Source organism: Pseudomonas sp. NS1(2017), assembly GCF_002269425.1.
GTDB classification, from domain to species: Bacteria; Pseudomonadota; Gammaproteobacteria; order Pseudomonadales; family Pseudomonadaceae; genus Aquipseudomonas; species Aquipseudomonas reactans.
Genome location: NZ_CP022960.1, coordinates 4,331,583 through 4,348,821 on the forward strand (window position 1 = coordinate 4,331,583; position 17,239 = coordinate 4,348,821).

General features: G+C 60.8%; 14 protein-coding genes and 2 pseudogenes. 5 read left to right on the forward strand and 11 right to left on the reverse strand.

All coding sequences use genetic code 11. From position 1 onward, the window contains the following. Positions 1 to 83 precede the first annotated feature (83 nt). The gene (locus tag CI807_RS20415) at positions 84 to 1,316 is read right to left on the reverse strand and encodes an acyl-CoA dehydrogenase family protein (RefSeq protein ID WP_095015949.1); all 1,233 of its coding nucleotides are present in this window, start codon (positions 1,314 to 1,316) and stop codon (positions 84 to 86) included. Between the two features lie 254 nt (positions 1,317 to 1,570). Here CI807_RS20415 and sfnG point away from each other — a divergent pair, with 254 nt between their 5' ends. Further along, a complete protein-coding gene (gene sfnG / locus CI807_RS20420; protein WP_095015950.1) occupies positions 1,571 to 2,695 on the forward strand; it encodes a dimethylsulfone monooxygenase SfnG in 1,125 nt (374 codons plus the stop codon). 47 nt (positions 2,696 to 2,742) lie between these two features. Here sfnG and CI807_RS20425 read toward each other — a convergent pair. Then, positions 2,743 to 3,186, reverse strand: a pseudogene (locus CI807_RS20425) (GNAT family N-acetyltransferase); the annotation flags it as partial. A 94-nt stretch (positions 3,187 to 3,280) separates the two neighbouring features. Between CI807_RS20425 and CI807_RS20430 the strand changes: the two are divergent. Next, positions 3,281 to 4,867 carry a RimK family protein gene (locus CI807_RS20430; protein ID WP_095015952.1) on the forward strand — a complete coding sequence of 529 codons (1,587 nt, stop codon included), beginning with the start codon at positions 3,281 to 3,283 and terminating at the stop codon, positions 4,865 to 4,867. 7 nt (positions 4,868 to 4,874) lie between these two features. Then, complete coding sequence (locus CI807_RS20435; protein WP_095015953.1) at positions 4,875 to 5,813, forward strand: magnesium transporter CorA family protein; 939 nt, start codon at positions 4,875 to 4,877, stop codon at positions 5,811 to 5,813. 93 nt (positions 5,814 to 5,906) lie between these two features. Here the strand turns inward: CI807_RS20435 and map are convergent, their stop codons facing one another. Together map and CI807_RS20445 are read right to left on the reverse strand one after the other, a co-directional pair. Further along, the gene (map, locus tag CI807_RS20440) at positions 5,907 to 6,665 is read right to left on the reverse strand and encodes a type I methionyl aminopeptidase (protein ID WP_095015954.1); all 759 of its coding nucleotides are present in this window, start codon (positions 6,663 to 6,665) and stop codon (positions 5,907 to 5,909) included. Beyond that, positions 6,665 to 6,865: a ParD-like family protein gene (locus CI807_RS20445; protein ID WP_003190946.1), complete on the reverse strand. Its 201-nt coding sequence runs from the start codon at positions 6,863 to 6,865 to the stop codon at positions 6,665 to 6,667. Before CI807_RS20445 ends, map begins: the two co-directional genes overlap by 1 nt. Before the next feature lie 252 nt (positions 6,866 to 7,117). Between CI807_RS20445 and ilvA the strand changes: the two are divergent. Beyond that, positions 7,118 to 8,104, forward strand: a pseudogene (ilvA, locus tag CI807_RS20450) (threonine ammonia-lyase, biosynthetic); the annotation flags it as partial. Between the two features lie 261 nt (positions 8,105 to 8,365). After that, complete coding sequence (locus tag CI807_RS20455; RefSeq protein ID WP_026000066.1) at positions 8,366 to 8,632, forward strand: DUF1652 domain-containing protein; 267 nt, start codon at positions 8,366 to 8,368, stop codon at positions 8,630 to 8,632. A 64-nt stretch (positions 8,633 to 8,696) separates the two neighbouring features. On the opposite strand, the gene CI807_RS20460 is transcribed toward CI807_RS20455, so the two are convergent. The 7 genes from CI807_RS20460 to CI807_RS20490 form a co-directional block, all read right to left on the reverse strand. Next, a complete protein-coding gene (locus CI807_RS20460; RefSeq protein ID WP_016980359.1) occupies positions 8,697 to 8,963 on the reverse strand; it encodes a DUF2790 domain-containing protein in 267 nt (88 codons plus the stop codon). 90 nt (positions 8,964 to 9,053) lie between these two features. Further along, positions 9,054 to 11,657, reverse strand: a complete 2,604-nt coding sequence (locus CI807_RS20465) for an autotransporter outer membrane beta-barrel domain-containing protein (protein WP_095015956.1) — start codon at positions 11,655 to 11,657, stop codon at positions 9,054 to 9,056. A gap of 142 nt (positions 11,658 to 11,799) precedes the next feature. Further along, positions 11,800 to 12,738 (reverse strand): carbohydrate kinase, encoded by a 939-nt coding sequence (locus CI807_RS20470; RefSeq protein ID WP_095015957.1) that lies wholly within the window; start codon positions 12,736 to 12,738, stop codon positions 11,800 to 11,802. A 12-nt stretch (positions 12,739 to 12,750) separates the two neighbouring features. Further along, on the reverse strand, positions 12,751 to 14,232 hold the full coding sequence (gene xylB, locus CI807_RS20475) for a xylulokinase (RefSeq protein WP_095015958.1): 1,482 nt from the start codon (positions 14,230 to 14,232) through the stop codon (positions 12,751 to 12,753). An 11-nt stretch (positions 14,233 to 14,243) separates the two neighbouring features. Then, entirely contained in the window at positions 14,244 to 15,725 is a 1,482-nt protein-coding gene (locus CI807_RS20480) for a mannitol dehydrogenase family protein (RefSeq protein ID WP_095015959.1), read from the reverse strand. A gap of 18 nt (positions 15,726 to 15,743) precedes the next feature. Continuing rightward, positions 15,744 to 16,847: an ABC transporter ATP-binding protein gene (locus tag CI807_RS20485; protein ID WP_010210760.1), complete on the reverse strand. Its 1,104-nt coding sequence runs from the start codon at positions 16,845 to 16,847 to the stop codon at positions 15,744 to 15,746. A gap of 22 nt (positions 16,848 to 16,869) precedes the next feature. Then, on the reverse strand, positions 16,870 to 17,239 hold a 370-nt coding region (locus CI807_RS20490), incomplete at its 5' end, for a carbohydrate ABC transporter permease (RefSeq protein WP_157742051.1).

Here is a 17,239-nt window from a genome sequence, read left to right on the forward strand (position 1 = left end):
GCTGTTCAAAAGTGAGCCGCCGTAAGGGCGGAACCAATTTCAGCCATTACCGCAGCAACGGATATGCCCCCAAAAACCCAGGCTCAACCCCGCCCATTCCCAATCTGCCAAACAAACGGCGGCTCCACCCCATTAACCACCCAATCCCCCACAATCCGCGCCTTATAAATCACCGGATTATGCGACGACACCGTCCGCGCATTCCGCCAATGCCGATCCAGCGCCTTACCCTGCCGCACATCCGAAGCCCCCAGCGCATTAAACAACTCACTGGTCGCCCGCTGAATCAACCCCGACACCACCACCTGCGCCGTAGCCGACTCAATCTCCGCAGCCACATTGGCTATACGCTCAGCAGCATCATCCCCCCCAAACCGCGCCACATACGCCCGTTGCGCCGGCAGCGCCGCCCTCAGCGCGCTCGCCTCAGCGGCATACACCAGCGCCGCCACTTCCCCCACCACCTGTAGAACCTGCGCATCCTGGCTCACATGCGCCGCATTGCCATGACTGTAGATGCGCTTACGGCTGCGCACCTGATGCGCCACATCGCGCAAGGCCGCACGCCCAATCCCCGCCAAACTGGCAAGTAACACCAACTGATAGAACGCCGTCTGGTATTTAAACCGGCTGGCAAAGTCGATGACGTTTTCCGCATCCACCACCGCGTCGGTAAAGCGCGATGTGCCGCTGCCGGTAGTGCGCTGGCCAAAGCCGTCCCAATCATCGCTGTGCACCACCCCAGGCTGCCGGGCGCGAGTGGCAGCGATCACATCACCACCGGTGTCGCTGCGCTGGGCGTACACATCAATCCAGTCGGCAAAGATGCTACCCGTGCTGTAGAACTTCTCTCCGTTGAGCTTCCAGCCATCGCCATCAGGACTGACCTGGGTGACCACATCGCCGATCGCCACGTTGCCAATCTCGGTCCAGGCGCAGCCGACGATATCGCCGTCCACGAACCGCTTGAACCACAGATCCCGGCCGGCACTGGGCGGGGCGTTCAGACGATCTTCGGCAAACGCGAAGTGCCCACGCAAAGCCTGGGGCACGTTGGAGTCGGCTTCGGCCAGCTCGATCAGCAGTTCGAACAATTGCGGCAGGGAAGCACCCCCGCCGCCATATTCCACCGGCACGCGCACCGCGCCAAAGCCCGCTTCCTTGAGCCATTGAATCGGTTCATGGGGCAGGGTGCGGGATTGTTCGCGCTCTACGGCACCGTCGGCGATGCGTTGGAAAATCGGACGGAAGCGCGCAGCCAGTGTCGGGTAGTCGACACCGGTGGACAGCGGGTTGATGACGTGTTGTTCGGTCATGGGCAAGGTTCCTGGGCAGTGATCAATGCAAGGGGGATTGCACACTCCGTGCCGGGTATCGGCGCCCGTATTCATGGGCTAAAGCGTTCAGCCACTGTTGCCCTGGCAACAGCTGATCGACAAACCCGCCCACTCTGCGACATCGACGCCTGCATGCGGTATTGCGTGTAACGCCCCTGGCCCGGGTGTTTCCCCGGCCTGGCACGCTTGCTGCTCAAGCCCTGGTACATCCCCTTTGTGCGAGGAAACGCGAGATGAGTCAGCAAGCCGTGAAATTTGCCTACTGGGTGCCCAACGTCAGCGGTGGGTTGGTGGTCAGCAAGATCGAACAACGCACCCACTGGGGCATCGACTACAACCGCAAACTGGCGCAACTGGCGGAAGCCGCCGGCTTCGAATACGGCCTCACCCAGATCCGCTTCACTGCGGGCTACGGTGCCGAAAACCAGCATGAATCCGTGGCATTCAGCCATGCACTGCTGGCCGCGACCACCACGCTCAAGGTGATCGCCGCGATCCTGCCAGGCCCCTGGCAACCGGCGTTGGCGGCCAAGCAACTGGCGACTATCGATCAGCTCACCAACGGCCGTATCGCCGTGAACATCGTCAGCGGCTGGTTCAAGGGCGAGTTCCAGGCCATCGGCGAACACTGGCTGGAGCACGATGAGCGTTATCGCCGTTCCGAAGAGTTCATCCGCGCCCTCAAAGGCATCTGGACCCAGGACGATTTCACCTTCAAGGGCGACTTCTACCGCTTCAACAACTACACCCTCAAGCCCAAGCCACTGGGCCAACCCGAGGTGTTCCAGGGCGGCAGCTCACGGGCCGCGCGGGACATGGCGGCGCGGGTGTCGGACTGGTACTTCACCAACGGCAACACCCCGGAAGGCATCAAGGCCCAGGTCGATGACATTCGCGCGAAAGCGGCGGCGAACAACCATTCGGTCAAAGTCGGCGTCAACGCCTTCGTGATCGCCCGCGACACCGAGGAAGAAGCCCGCGCCGTGCTCGCGGAGATCATCGACAAGGCCGACCCGGAGGCGGTGAATGCCTTTGGCGATGCAGCGAAGCAAGCGGGCAAGGCATCGCCGGAAGGCGAGGGCAACTGGGCCAAATCCAGCTTTGAAGACCTGGTGCAGTACAACGATGGCTTCAAGACCAACCTGATCGGCACGCCCCAGCAGATTGCCGAGCGCATCGTCGCGCTCAAGGCGGTGGGGGTGGACCTGGTGCTGGCGGGGTTCCTGCATTTCCAGGAAGAAGTCGAGTATTTCGGCAAACGCGTGTTACCGCTGGTGCGCGAGCTGGAAGCCAAGGCCGCTGTAGGAGCGAGCTTGCTCGCGAAAAACGTCAAGGATGACGCGAGACTCCTGGTTTAACGCGGTGTCTGGGCGATCTTCGCGAGCAAGCTCGCTCCTACAAGAGACAAGGTCTTTTCTAACCGAAGGGCGGCGGTGTGGTCTTCGTAATAGGCGTCGATCAGGGCAAAGCGCCGATAACCGTTGCGCTCATAGAGGCTGAGAGCGCCGGGGTTGTCGGTGCGCACTTCCAGGCGTAGGCGGGTGCAACCCCGTGCCACGGCGATAGCTTCAACGCGGCTCAGCAGCTGTTTACCTAACCCCATGCCACGCGCAGCTTCGGTAATGGCGATGGAATACAGACGCGCCAACGAGGTCCCGCGGTGGAACAACACCAGCGCATAACCGAGCAATTGCCCGTCATTGTCCGCCACCAGCAACTGGCCATGGGCGCGGCTGACCATCCACTGGAAACTGCGCCGTGACAGCCGGTCAGTGGTGAAGCAGTGCTGTTCCAGTGCCACCAATCCGGGCACATCCAAGCGGGTTGCAACGCGAAAGCAAAGAGCCATATGACCGCCGTAAAAGTTGCGTAACGAAACGGGACTTCTCTAAAAGATCGTGCTTAATAGAAAAGGTCGAGTTCTCTAAAGCGGATCAAATATTATGTCGGCGGTACAAGGTCATTGGCGTGAAGTATCCGAGCAAACCCTCGCGGCGACAATAACTAATACAGGTTATTTTTCCGCACCACCGAAAGGCAATAGTCAAGTCGTGATCATTGTGGAGCGCAAGGAAGATTGGGCCTCCTACTTCCCCAGCGAAGACATCGTCACCGCCCAGGAATACCTGGAGCAGACCCGTGAAAACGAGACTGGCAAGCGCGTACAGGTGATCAACCTGTGCCGCAGCTACAAGTACCTGGGGCACGGTTACTACTGCTCTCTGCTGGCTGAAGCTCGCGGGCATAAGGTAATTCCGTCGGTGCGTACCATCAGCGAACTGACGAAGAAGTCGCTGTACGGGCTGGCCCTGGATGACCTGGATAAAACCCTCGATAAAGCCTTGAGTCATCATCTCTACAGCAATACCGAAGGCTTTACCCTGACACTTTATTTTGGCCGGACCAATATAGAGCCGTTGCAGGACTTGGCCCGTCAGTTGTTTGAAGCCTTTCCATGCCCGATCTTGTTAGTTGATTTTAAAAAAAATAACGGTTGGCATATTGAAGGGGTTAAATCGGGCGTGCTGCACAAGTTGCGCGACGATCAGGAAGATCAATTCGCCCACGCGCTGGACAACTTCAGCCGCAAGATCTGGCGCCAGCCGCGTTCACGTCGCCTGGCCCGTTATGACCTGGCCATCCTGCACGACCCCCAAGAGCAATTGCCGCCGTCCAACGCCAAGGCCCTGGATAATTTCATCCGCGTTGGCAAGGGCCTGGGCATCGATGTGGAGTTGATCGAGCGCAAGGACTATTCGCGCCTGGCCGAATACGACGCCTTGCTGATCCGCGAGACCACCAGCGTCGACAACCACACCTACCGCTTCGCCAAGAAAGCCGAAAGCGAAGGCCTGGTGGTGATGGACGACCCGGCGTCAATCCTGCGCTGCACCAACAAGGTCTACCTCACCGACCTGCTCAACAGTCACCAACTGGGCATGCCCGCCACCGAAATCCTCTACAAGGAGCGACCGGAAGACTTCGAACGGGTCGGCGAGCGCCTGGGGTTCCCGCTGGTGCTGAAGATCCCCGACGGCTGTTTCTCGCGAGGCGTGATCAAGGTAGAAAGCCAGGAAGCCTTGCTCAAGGCCACCGCCGAATTGTTCGAACATTCGGTGCTGTTGCTGGCCCAGGAGTTTTTCTACACCGAGTACGACTGGCGTATCGGCGTACTCAATCGCAAGCCGATCTTTGCCTGCCAGTACTTTATGTCCAAGGGCCACTGGCAGATCTACAACCACAAGGCCATCGGCCAGGCCATCAACGGTGAGTGCCGCACCCTGGCGGTCCATGAAGCGCCCAAAGCGGTGGTGGAACTGGCCGTGAAGACCGCCAACCTGATCGGCGATGGCCTCTACGGCGTCGACCTCAAGCAGTCCGGCGACAAGGTGGTGGTGATCGAAGTGAACGACAACCCCAACCTGGACGCAGGTATCGAAGATGCCTATTTGCAGGACGATCTGTATGGGCTGGTGCTGGAGGAGTTTGTGCGGCGCCTGGAGTTGAAGCGTCAGGGCCAGGTCTGGTGACCCGCCGATGATCCAGCGTTTCGAACTGACCGATGGCAAGCTGCACAGTGGGGAACGAGACGATGCCCCAATCCAGTTGTTCAACAACCCTGACCTGGCCGAGCGCGAGTGGCTGCGCGACCACCACAAGCTCGACGAGCACGCCCTGGCCTCGGCGCTGGACCCCGACGAAGTCTCGCGCATCGAGTTTCACCCGGACAATCTGTTCCTGATCTGGAAGCGCCCGGAAAACTACTCCGGTGGCGGCAACCTGGTGTTCGAGGTGTCGTCCTGCGGCCTGCTGTTTTCGCCTGGCCGCCTGCTGGTGATCGCCACCGACGAAACCCCGCTGACCGGCCTCGGCAAGCGCCGCCCGTTGCACACGCCGCTGGATGTGCTGCTCGACCTGTTGCTCAACAACATCCACCACTACCTGGGCCACCTCAAGGTGATCAAGCTGGTCGCGCGGGAATTGCAGCAGCAGTTCAATGCATCCATGAGCAACCACCACCTGATGCAGATGTTCAGCCTCAGCGAAAGCCTGATCTATTACATCAACGCGCTGCACAGCAACGGCGCGGTGCTTTCGCGGTTGCGCAACCACGCGGAAAAGGAGCATTTCAGTTCGGAGATACTGGCGCTGATCGACGATCTGATCATCGAGAACCACCAGTGCTACAAACAAGCGGAGATCTATTCCAACGTGTTTTCCGGGCTGATCGACGCCCGTGGCAACCTGATGAACAACAGCATGAACAACCTATTGCGCAAGCTCACCTTGATCAACGTGGTGTTCCTGCCGCTGAACCTGATTGCGAGCATCGGCGGCATGTCGGAGTTCAGCATGATGACGGCGGGGACGCCGTGGTGGGTGTCGTATCCGTTGTTTCTGGCGGCGATGGGGCTCGGAGGAGGGCTGATGGTGTTGGGGCTCAAACGAATAGCCGGCGGCTCGAATGTCGTGTGAACACCGATCCTTGTAGGAGCTGGCTTGCCGGCGATGCAGGCAACGCGGTGTTTCAGGAAAACCGCAGCGATGCCATCGCCGGCAAGGCAGCTCCTACAAGGGTGAAGGTTGCAGCGTCAGCACTTCAAACCCATCCGCCGTCACCGCCACGGTATGTTCCCACTGCGCCGACAGGCTGTTGTCCTTGGTGACCACCGTCCAGCCATCCTTGAGGCTGCGCACTTTCGAGCTGCCCTGGTTGAGCATCGGTTCAACGGTAAACACCATGCCTTCGCGTAGCTCCAACCCCGTTCCGGGACGGCCAAAGTGCAGGACCTGTGGTTCTTCATGCATCTGTCGGCCAATGCCGTGGCCGCAATATTCGCGGACCACGCTGTAGCCATTGGCTTGCGCGTGGCTCTGGATAGCGTGGCCGATATCGCCCAGGCGTGCGCCGGGCTTGACCTGGCGGATACCGGCCCACATGGCTTCGAAGGTTTTCTCGACCAGGCGTTGGGCCTTGGGCGCGACGCTGCCGATCATGTACATCTTGCTGGAGTCGGCAATGAAGCCACCTTTTTCCAGGGTGATGTCGATGTTGATGATGTCGCCGTCCTTGAGGATGTCCTTGGCGCTGGGCATGCCATGACACACCACTTCGTTGATCGAGGTGTTGATGGAGAAGGGGTAGTCGTATTGGCCCAGGCTGGCTGGGCGGGCCTTGAGGTCGTTGCGGATGAAGGCTTCGACGGCGGCGTCCAGCTCCAGGGTGGAGCGGCCAACGGCGACGAACCCGTCAAGCATGGTAAAGACCTGGGCCAGCAGGCGCCCGGATTCACGCATCACGGCCAGTTGGGCGGCAGTCTTGATCATCAACTGCGCCCCCGGATCAGGTCGGGTTTGTCCAGCAACAGTTTGTTGATCAATTCATTGTAGGGCAGGTGGGGATTGAGCTCGGCGAGCAGGCCGATCTTGATCCAGAATTCGGCCTGGGCGTTGATGGAGCGGTCCATCGCAGCGCTGGCCAGGCGCAGTTGTTCGTGCAGTTGGTCGGTGATCTTGACGATGCCCATGGGGTTCACTGTGCTGGGTTGATATACAAAGCGTATACGTTTCGTATGTTCAGAGTAAACCTTTTGTTGACTTGTCCAGCCGTCGACGGTTAATTTCGTGGCATGACTTTTCAAACCTTTCGCAGCCAGCCAAGCATTATTACCGCCATTCCTCATTTGGCGGGATAGCGCACGGCTGTACCCAAACCCGCCCTAGAGGCGGGTTTTGTTTTTCCGTCTCCTGGACCTTGAACAAAAAGCCAGGAAACACCTATGAGCACCAGTACCGCCGACTCGGCACTCCTTGAGCATTACGTAAAAAAGATCCTCGCCGCGCCGGTCTACGACCTGGCGGTGCGCACGCCTCTGCAGGCTGCACCGGCGTTGTCGGCGTTGCTGGGCAACCAGGTGCTGCTCAAGCGCGAAGACTTGCAGCCAACCTTTTCCTTCAAGATCCGTGGCGCCTACAACAAACTGGTGCAGTTGAGCGACGAGCAAAAGGCGCGCGGCGTGATCACGGCATCGGCTGGCAACCATGCCCAGGGCGTGGCGCTGGCAGCAAGGGAGTTGGGGATCCAGGCGCGGATCGTCATGCCCAGCACCACGCCGGAGTTGAAGGTGCTCGGCGTGCGTTCCCGTGGCGCTGAAGCGGTCTTGCATGGCGAGAGCTTCCCCTTTGCCTTGGCCCACGCGCTGCAACTGGCTGAAACCTCGGGATGCACCTTTGTCTCGCCCTTCGACGATCCCGACGTGATTGCCGGCCAAGGCACTGTGGCCATGGAAATCCTGCGCCAGCAGCAAGGTGCCCTGGACGCGATATTTGTGCCGGTAGGCGGGGGTGGCCTGATCGCCGGGATCGCCGCCTACGTCAAATACCTGCGGCCCGAGGTGCGCATCATCGGCGTCGAGCCTGAGGGCTCAAGCTGTCTGTTGGCGGCGCTGCGTGCCGGCGAAAGGGTGGTGCTGCCCAGTGTCGACGGGTTCGCCGACGGCACGGCGGTAGCGCAGGTAGGCGCCTATGGGTTTGAAATTTGCCGGGAGTGGGTGGATGACGTCATTACGGTCAGCAACGACGAACTGTGCAGCGCGATCAAGCTGATCTACGACGATACGCGCTCGATCACCGAGCCTTCAGGTGCGTTGGCAGTGGCGGGGGTTCGCAAGTATGTCACCCGTCACCTGCTGCGCGGAAAGACGCTGGTGGCGATCAATTCCGGGGCGAATATCAACTTCGATAGTTTGCGACATGTTGCTGAAAGAGTGGCTGCGCAGGGCGCCGTGCACGCCGAAGTGCTGGGTTAACCGTTTAATCGAAGGGGTTCGACGATGATTCAAACACTGCAATTTAGCTTATATAACGCACCATTGGGCTTATGAGGAAAGGTTACAACGAAGGATGGTTTTGCCGAGTAGGCTTGGGTGTTGTAAGCGTCTGCCAGGGTCGGCAAGACGCAGCGGGTGAGCGCCCGCCGGATACATAACAACACTCTGTTGGCAGTCTCATAAAAGGAGAGGTTGACCATGCTTTCGGAACTAGAGCTTCGCAGCATTATTGAAGGAAGTTTCCTGCCTAAACGGTGCGAATGCACCAAAGCCGAAGATGCTTCGCTGACGATCAAGGTCTACGACGACCGCGACCGTGACCGGGTGGATTTGGAAGTCAAAGGCATCAACGCGGACAGACTCGACAGCAGTCGAGCCATTTGCAACCTGATCACCGGGTTGCGCGAAGACCTCAAGCACGCGCACAGCCCTGTCCTGCAACGCGTAGGAGGGCGAGCTTACTGAGAATGCTTGAGCTTGACCTGTGGGCCTGGTGATTGCCAGGCCCAGTGCAGTTCAACCCCGCCAATCAGTTCTGGAAATCGCACGCTTCGGACATCTTCCGGTAGCTCACGTCTTCGACTTTGCCCGCCTTATCCAAAAACTTGATATCTGCCTTGATGACTTTGCATTCATCGGTCTGGGTTTCGTTCATCGCCAAGACTTTGGCGATATTCATCGGCATGCCGTACTGGTAAGGAACGGTTTTGACGGCGTTTGAATCGTCAGCCTGGGCCAGGCCTGACACTGCTGCCAGTGCCAGGGCGCCGCCAAGCATTAACGTGCGCAGTTTCATGGTGGTTCTCCGCAAGTGGGTACAGCTTCACTCTCGACTCGCGGGATTAACCATCGATTAATGTTTGCCGGGCTGACAAAACCTTCATGTTTACCAGCTCATCCGCACCCCGGCATTGCCGCTGACACCCTCCATCGCGTTGCTGTCCAGGGTGGTGTTGTAGTCGGCGGCCAAGTAGACGCTCACCGAAGACGACAGCCGCGCAACCACGCCGACACCCACATCCGCCGTGGACGACTTGTGATCGCTCTTGATGCGATCCACATCATCGTAAGTCACCGTGTCGCTGCCACCGAATGTGCGCCAGGCGTTGGCCCGCAGATAAGGTTCGACCGGTGTGTTATTCATCAGATAGCGACCCTTGAGGCGAGCGCCGAGGCGGCCGGTCCAGTACTCCTGGGAGTCGAACGAGACCCTGGAAATACCGTCGTTCTGGCTGTCCAGGTCGATCGTCTGGCGGATCACCTGGGCCTGCGGTTCCACGACCCAATGCTCGGAAACGGCAATCGGGTAGCCGGCTTCGGCGGACAGCGCCAGGGCATGGCCTTTGGTGTCCATCTTTATACCCCGCTCGGACTTGTTGTCGCCCTTCAGGCGCGTGCCCATCGCCACCAGATCCACATACCAACCGGTCGGATCAGTGAGCGTCCAGTAGGCACCGACGTGATCGCCATCGAGTTTGACCCGTCCGGAACGATTGTTCTGCCAGCCCATCGAGAAACCTTTTACGTCCCCGTTCAGGCGACTTTGGCCGATAAACAGCCCGAAGCGCTGAATCTGCCCGCCGCTGGTTTCGGATGCATACAGGTCATGACCGACCTGATAGCCCTTCACCGAACCGTCGAAGCTCGGCGCCACGGTGCCCGACCAGTGCTTGTTGAAGTCGCTGCCATAGGTACGCCCCCAGCCTGCCGGCACCGTGCCGGTTTCGGTCAGCAGGCTTTGTTCGCCTTGGCGATCATGAAAGGTGCCCAGCGCTTGCAGGGTCATCAACTGTGCAGCGGGCACCACCACCGAATACACCGGCACTTCCAAGCGGTACAGCGGGATGGGCTCAGCACCGGCAATGGCCGTCGGCAGCGCCGGGTTGCTCGCGGCGGATTGCGGCGAGTTGCCTGCCGCCACCTGGCTGGGCGGCGGGGCGGGGGGCGAGATCGGTGCGACGGGTTGCGAGGTCGGCGGTTCCACTGGCGGCTCGTCGGGGTCGACCACGGGCGGTGTCGCCGGAATGGGCGGTACGGGTACCACCACCGGTGGTGTCGGTGGCACGGGTGGCACCGCCGGCGGTTGCACGGCAACCACCGACGAGCGCAGGTACCAGTTGTTTTCGGTACCGGCCGTCACGCCGCCCTTGAACAGCAAGTATTCATAGGCCCCGGCCGAGACCGAGCCCTTCAACGAGAAGGCATCGGTACTGCTCACCGCGCCGTTGAGCGCCTGCACCACCTCGATCCCGTTATTGCGGGTAAAGCCCCCGACGCCGCCGAGGTTGCTCACCGCCAATTGGGTATGGCCACTCAGCGTGCCACCGGACACCACCAGTTTGTCCGTCGCAGAGTTTTCATCGCCCAGCACGGTCTGCAGCCACAGCTGGCCGTTATTGCCTACGTAGTTGCCATGCACCGTCAGCGCATCGTTGGCGGTGGCGCTGCCGGTGGTCATGTCGATCTTGCCGGCGTTGTTCAGCGTCGCCAGTTGGCCGGCGAGATAGGGCCGCACGCTGCCTTGGGTCACGGCCAGCGTACTGCTGCCGTCAATGTTGAAGGTGCCGGTATTGCTTGCGCTGTCACCCAGGAAAAAATCGCCCGCCAGGTCGAAGCGCGAAGTGTTGGTGAGATTGACCGTTTCCCAGCCGATATAGCGGGCCGCCGTGCTGGACGTCGTGCTGTCGAAGGTCAGTTGATCGTTGCCCAGGCCGCCGTCGATGGACGGCGTAGCAGCCAGCAGGCTTTCGCTGAGTCCGCGCAGCAACGCGCTATCGTCGCCATCGCCCATCAGCACCGCCGATTTGATCTGGCCGCCATTGAGCCAGTTGAACGTGTCGTTGCCGACGCTGGCGCGGATCTCGCCATTGATCACGCCGCCACTGACGGTGATGCTGTCGTCGCCGCCGCTGGTGCTGATATTGCCGCCGATGCTGCCGCCGGAGACGATGATGGTGTCGGTACCGAAGGCAGTGACCAGATTGCCGAGGATTGCGCCGCCGGACATGTCGTAGAGGTTGTTATCCAGCTTCATGTCGACCCGACCGATGGTGCCACCGGTCTGCTGCGCCACGTCGCCGTCCTCGAACGCACCGACGATGATGCCGTCAGTCATCCGGAAAATGTCACGGCCGTCGCCCTGTGCCAGGGACTGGATTTGCCCGCCAGTCATGATGAAGTCATCAATGCCGGGGCCTTGCTGTACGGCGCCGTTGATCTGGCCGGAATCGATCCGCACGGCGTCCGTCCCAGGACCGAAGATGACGCTGCCGTTGATGACGCCGCTGCCACCTGCAGGCAGGGTCAGGCTGTTATTGCCCAGGAGATCGGTCAGGCCGGCACTGGTGCCGCTGTCGCAAATAAATGTGTCGTTGCCCGGACCGGGAGTGAGTGTGCAGGCAGCGTAGGATTGTTGTGATGTGGTGTACTGCAGTGAGAGAAGGCCGACAGCTAAAACGGCGCGGGTTGAAAAACCGTTGCTCTTTTGCATGGGTCTGTCCTGCATCTATTGTAATTACTGCTCCTGTTGGGGTTTAGCAGAGTTTTCCTACATGGCAATGTTTATATAAACGCGCGCAGGCCACGGAATACGTGGCCTGCGTGGTGGCACATTGGTCATGTTGCTGCCGGGTTCAGCTCACCTGATGGCGGTAAGGCAGGTCCGGACCGGTCTTGGTGCAGGTCAATGCAGCGGCGCGAACGGCAAAGCCCAGCATGGCGTCGACCTGTTCCCGCGTGAGCTGTTGCAGGCCCTCTACCGAGTCAAGCTGCTGCTCGGTCAACCAGGCAATCAACGCGGCCTGGAAGGTATCGCCGGCGCCTACGGTATCCGCCATCACCACCTTCACTGCCGGCGCAGACCAGTGGCCATATTGACGGCTGAACACACTGGCGCCGTCGCCACCACGGGTCAGGAACACCAACTGGCAACGGTGTTGCAGCCAACCCTGCAACACGCTTTCCGGCGACTGATCGGGATAAAGCAGGTGCAGGTCTTCGTCGCTGACTTTGATCAGGTCGGCGTGTTTGACCAACTCGCCCACGCGGTCGCGCCACAGTTGGATATCCGGCTGCGGGTTAAGCCGCACGTTGGGGTCGAGGCTGATCAGGCGCTTGCCGCTTTCGCGCTTGACCAGGCTCAGCAGGGTGTCGCCGATGGGTTGCACCACCAGCGAGAACGAGCCGATATGCAGGCCACGGATGTCATCACCCAGCTCGGGCAGATGGCTGACTTCCAGCAATCGGTCGGCGCAGCCTTCACCCCGGAAGTTGTACTGCGGTGAGCCATTGGCGCCCACGGCGACCATCGACAAAGTGGTCGGCGCCGCAAATTCCACCAGGAACTGCTCGCTGACGCCCTCATCCTTGAGCACCTGCAGTAAGCGGCGGCCAAGGAAGTCGGTGGACAAGCCGCCGAACAAGCCCGCCTCGATACCCAGGCGGCGCAAGCCTACCGCGACGTTGAACGGCGAACCGCCGGCAATCGCCTTGTAATTGACCTTGGACGCCTGCCCGCTGGCATCTTCCTCGCTGAAAAAATCAAACAGCGCTTCACCACACACCAGATACATAGTCGTTCGCTCTTAAAGGGTTGCCACAAGCTGCTGGTAGCGCTCGTAGGCGTGTTGATACGCGCTGACACTGGCCGCGACCGGCAGCGTGCGGCTGGTTGGGTCGACGCTCACGCATTTGTCGCACAGGCTGGCCAGGGACTCGCCGGACTGGCTCCACGCCGCCTGGATCGCCGCGCCCAGGGCGGCGGCTTCACTTTGTTCGGTACAGACCACTTCGGTGTTCATGATATCGGCGACCATCTGCCGCCAGACCGGGCTTTTCGAACCGCCGCCGATCAGGCGGATGCTCTGGCTCTGCAGGCCGGTCTGGCGCAGCAGGTCCAGACCGTAGCGCAGGCCGAAGGTGGTGCCTTCGACCACCGCGCGGCACAGGTTGGCACGGGTCAGGTTGGTCATGGTCAGCCCGTGCAGGCTGCCGGTGGCGTGGGGCAGGGCAGGCACGCGTTCGCCGTTGAGGAACGGCAGCATGCTCACGCCGTCGGCGCCTATCGGTGCTTGCTCGACCAAGGCGTTGAACGCAACCAGATCGAGGTCGAACAGCTCGCGGATCACCCCAGTGGCGTTGGTCAGGTTCATGGTACAGATCAACGGCAGCCAGCCACCGCTGGATGAACAGAAGGTGGCCACCGAGGCTTGCGGGCTGACGCTGGGTTGGTCGGCAAAGGCATACACGGTGCCCGACGAGCCGAGGCTCATGGTGATCACGCCAGGGGCAATGTTGCCAGTGCCGATGGCGCCCATCATGTTGTCGCCACCGCCGCTGGAGACGATGGCGTTGGGGTTGATGCCCAGGCGTTCGGCAATGGCTGGAAGAACGGTGCCGACGCTTTGATGGGCTTCAATCAGTTGTGGCAGCGCCCGCTCTAGACGACCGCTCGGATCGATGTGCTTGAGCAGCGCCACATCCCATTCACGGGTGCGCACGTTGAAGTAGCCGGTGCCCGATGCATCGCCGTATTCCGCGACGGCGCGGCCGGTGAGCCAGTAATTGAGGTAGTCGTGGGGCAGCAGGATATGCGCGATGTGCGCGAAGATGTCCGGGTGTTGTTCGCGGGTCCACAGCAGCTTGGACACGGTGTAGCCCGGTGCAATCGCCACGCCGAGGCGTTCCAGGGAACCGCTTTCGCCGCCCAAGTGTTGCAAGAGCCTTTCGTTTTCCGGCGCGGTTTCGGTGTCGCACCACAGCTTGGCCGGGCGCAGCACCTGGCCTTGCTCATCCAGCAGCACCAAACCATGCTGCTGGCCGGAAACGCCGATACCGAGGATGTCCTGGCCGTCCACACCGGCCTGTTGCAAGGCACGATGGGTGGCTTCGGTAAAGGCATCCAGCCATTCCAGGGTGTGTTGCTCGCGACGGCCATTGGCGCCGCTGATCAATGTGTGTGCCGCAGCGCCCAGGCCCAGCACCTTGCCGCTCGTGGCGTCGAGCACGATAGCCTTGGTGCCTTGGGTGCCGCAGTCGATGCCGAGAAACAGGTTTTGCTGGGTCATGGCGAGAGCCTTCAGTTGAGGTTGGCGAGTAACCGTTCCAGGGTCCTGCTCACACCCACTTCCTGCAGGCTTTTGTAGCACCGCTCGAACGCTGCCACAAACTCAGGCGAATTGGGAATAGCCTTGCCAAAAATCTCTTCCACACCCAGTAAACGCCGGCTGATCAGCGCATCATCGCTCACCAGTCCCTGGCAAAATTCCGCACGCGGATCCGGGATCGTGTAGCGCACCCCATTCTCGTCCACGCCCTTCAAATACAAAGCCCAGGCCGCAACAACCAACGCCGCACGCTCAGTCTCGCGCCCATCGGCAATCAAGCGGTTGATGGTCGGTACGGTGAACTTGGGAAACTTCGACGAGCCATCCGAGCACACGCGCTCCAGTTGGTCGGCAATCGCCTGGTTGGAGAAGCGGTCCACCAGCGTCTGCTTGTAGTCCGTCAGGTCGATGCCTGGCACCGGCGCCAGGTTTGGCGTGACATCCAGGTCCATGTAGGCGCGCATGTAGGCAACAAATACCGGGTCGTTCATGGTTTCGTGCACAAACCGATAACCCTTGAGAAACCCCAGGTAGGTCAGTGCCAGGTGGCTGCCGTTGAGCAGGCCGATTTTCATTTCTTCATAGGGCGTGACGTCATCGGTGAACTGCACACCGACCTTTTCCCAGGCCGGGCGACCGTTGACGAACTTGTCTTCCAGCACCCACTGCACAAAGGGTTCACACACCACTGGCCAGGCATCGTCGATACCGTGGTCATCATGCAGTTGCAGGCGGTGCGCGGTGCTGGTCATTGGCGTGATGCGGTCGACCATGGCGTTCGGAAAGCTCACGTTGGCCTTGATCCAGTCGTGCAGTTCGGCGTTGTGCAGTGCGGCGAAGGCCAGCAGCGCCTTGCGCGTCACGGCGCCGTTATGCGGCAGGTTATCGCAGGACATCACGGTAAAAGCCGGGGTGCCGGCGGCGCGGCGTTGGGTCAGCGCGGCGCAGATAAAGCCGAACACGGTCTTCGGGGTGCTTGGGTGCGCCAGATCATGTTGGATCTGCGGCAGGTGAGCCATGAACTCGCCGTTGCTGTCGTCGATGCAGTAGCCGCCTTCGGTGATGGTCAGCGAGACGATACGGATCGCCGGGTCGGCCAGTTTGTCGATCAGCGCCTGGGCGCCGTCTTCGGCCAGCAGCATGTCACTGATCGAGCCGATCACACGCACTTCGGTGTCGTCGGTATCGCCCAGCTCATACAAGGTGAACAAGTAGTCCTGGCCGGCCAGGTCGTCGCGGGCCTTGCGGTCTTCGGCCCGCAGGCCGACGCCGCAGATGCTCCAGTCCAGGCCGATGCCGGTGTTCATCAGCGCGTCGGTGTAATACGCCTGATGCGCGCGATGGAAACCGCCGACGCCGATATGGGCGATGCCCTGCGTGGTGCTGGCAATCGCATAGGTGGGTAGCTTCACGTGCGGTGCCAACTGGGTGAGGTTCTGTTTATTCAGTTTCATCAGCAAAGTCTCGCGAAATCAGGCGGCAGCGCGCAGTGGGCGGGCCACGGCAACACCGTCGGTGTCGAACAGATGGCAGTGCGCCGGGTCCAGGTGCAGGTGCAGCGTTTCGCCGTACTGGCTGGCCATGTCGCCACGGATCCGCATGGTCAGCGGCTCGCCGTTGGCGGTGATGACGTGGCAGAAGGTGTCGCTGCCCAGGCGCTCGCCGACGTCGGCGGTGACGGTCAGAGTCGTCTGGCCAGGAGAGGCGATTTCCAGGTGTTCCGGACGAATGCCCAGGGTCACGGCGCTGCCCACGCTCAGGGTGGCGCCACTCAGCGGCAGGTTGATCAACGTGCCCGCGTCCAACTGCACTTCGCAGCTTTGGCTTTCAACACGGGTGACCTTGCCTTTGAGGAAACCCATCTTCGGCGTGCCGAGGAAACCCGCCACAAACAGGTTGGCTGGCTGGTGATACAGCTCCAGCGGCGAGCCGACCTGCTCGATACGGCCACTGTTCAGCACGACCACTTTGTCGGCCAGGGTCATCGCCTCCACCTGGTCGTGGGTCACGTAGATCATGGTCGCTTGCAGCTCTTTATGCAGGCGCGCCAGTTCCAGGCGCATCTGCACGCGCAGGGCGGCGTCGAGGTTGGACAGCGGTTCGTCGAACAGGAAGATCTTCGGGTTACGCACAATCGCGCGGCCGATGGCCACACGCTGGCGCTGGCCGCCGGACAACTGCTTGGGCTTGCGCTCCAGCAGCGGGCCCAGTTCCAGGATGCGCGCCGCTTCGCTGACCTTGCTCTCTACCAGCTTCTTGTCGACACCGGCCAGGTCCAGGGCAAACGACATGTTCTTGCGCACGCTCATGTGCGGGTACAGCGCGTAGGTCTGGAACACCATCGCCAGGTCGCGCTTGGCCGGGGTCACTTCGGTAATGTCGCGGCCGTCCAGTTCGATGGTGCCTTCGCTGACTTCTTCCAGGCCGGCGATCAGGCGCAGCAGGGTGGACTTACCGCAGCCCGACGGGCCGACGAAGACCACGAATTCCTTGTCGTTCACTTCAAGGTCGATGCCCTTGATGATGGAAAAGCCTTCGAAGCCTTTTTGCAGATTCTTGATTTTCAGGTTGGCCATGATGAGCCTCCGCTAGGAATTATTATTTGACGGCGCCGAAGGACAAACCGCGCACCAGCTGTTTCTGGCTGATCCAGCCAAAGATCAGGATCGGCGCGCAGGCCAGGGTCGACACGGCGGACAATTTGGCCCAGAACAAGCCTTCGGGGCTGGAGTAAGAGGCGATCAACGCGGTCAGCGGCGCGGCGGCGGAGGAGGTCAGGTTCAGCGACCAGAACGCCTCGTTCCAGCACAGAATCAGCGACAGCAACACAGTAGAGGCCAGGCCGCCCTTGGCAATCGGCAACAGTACGCGGACCATCTCTTGCCACAGGGTCGCGCCATCCAGGCGCGCGGCTTCGAGGATGTCCTTGGGGATATCCTTGAAGTAGGTGTAAACCATCCACACCACA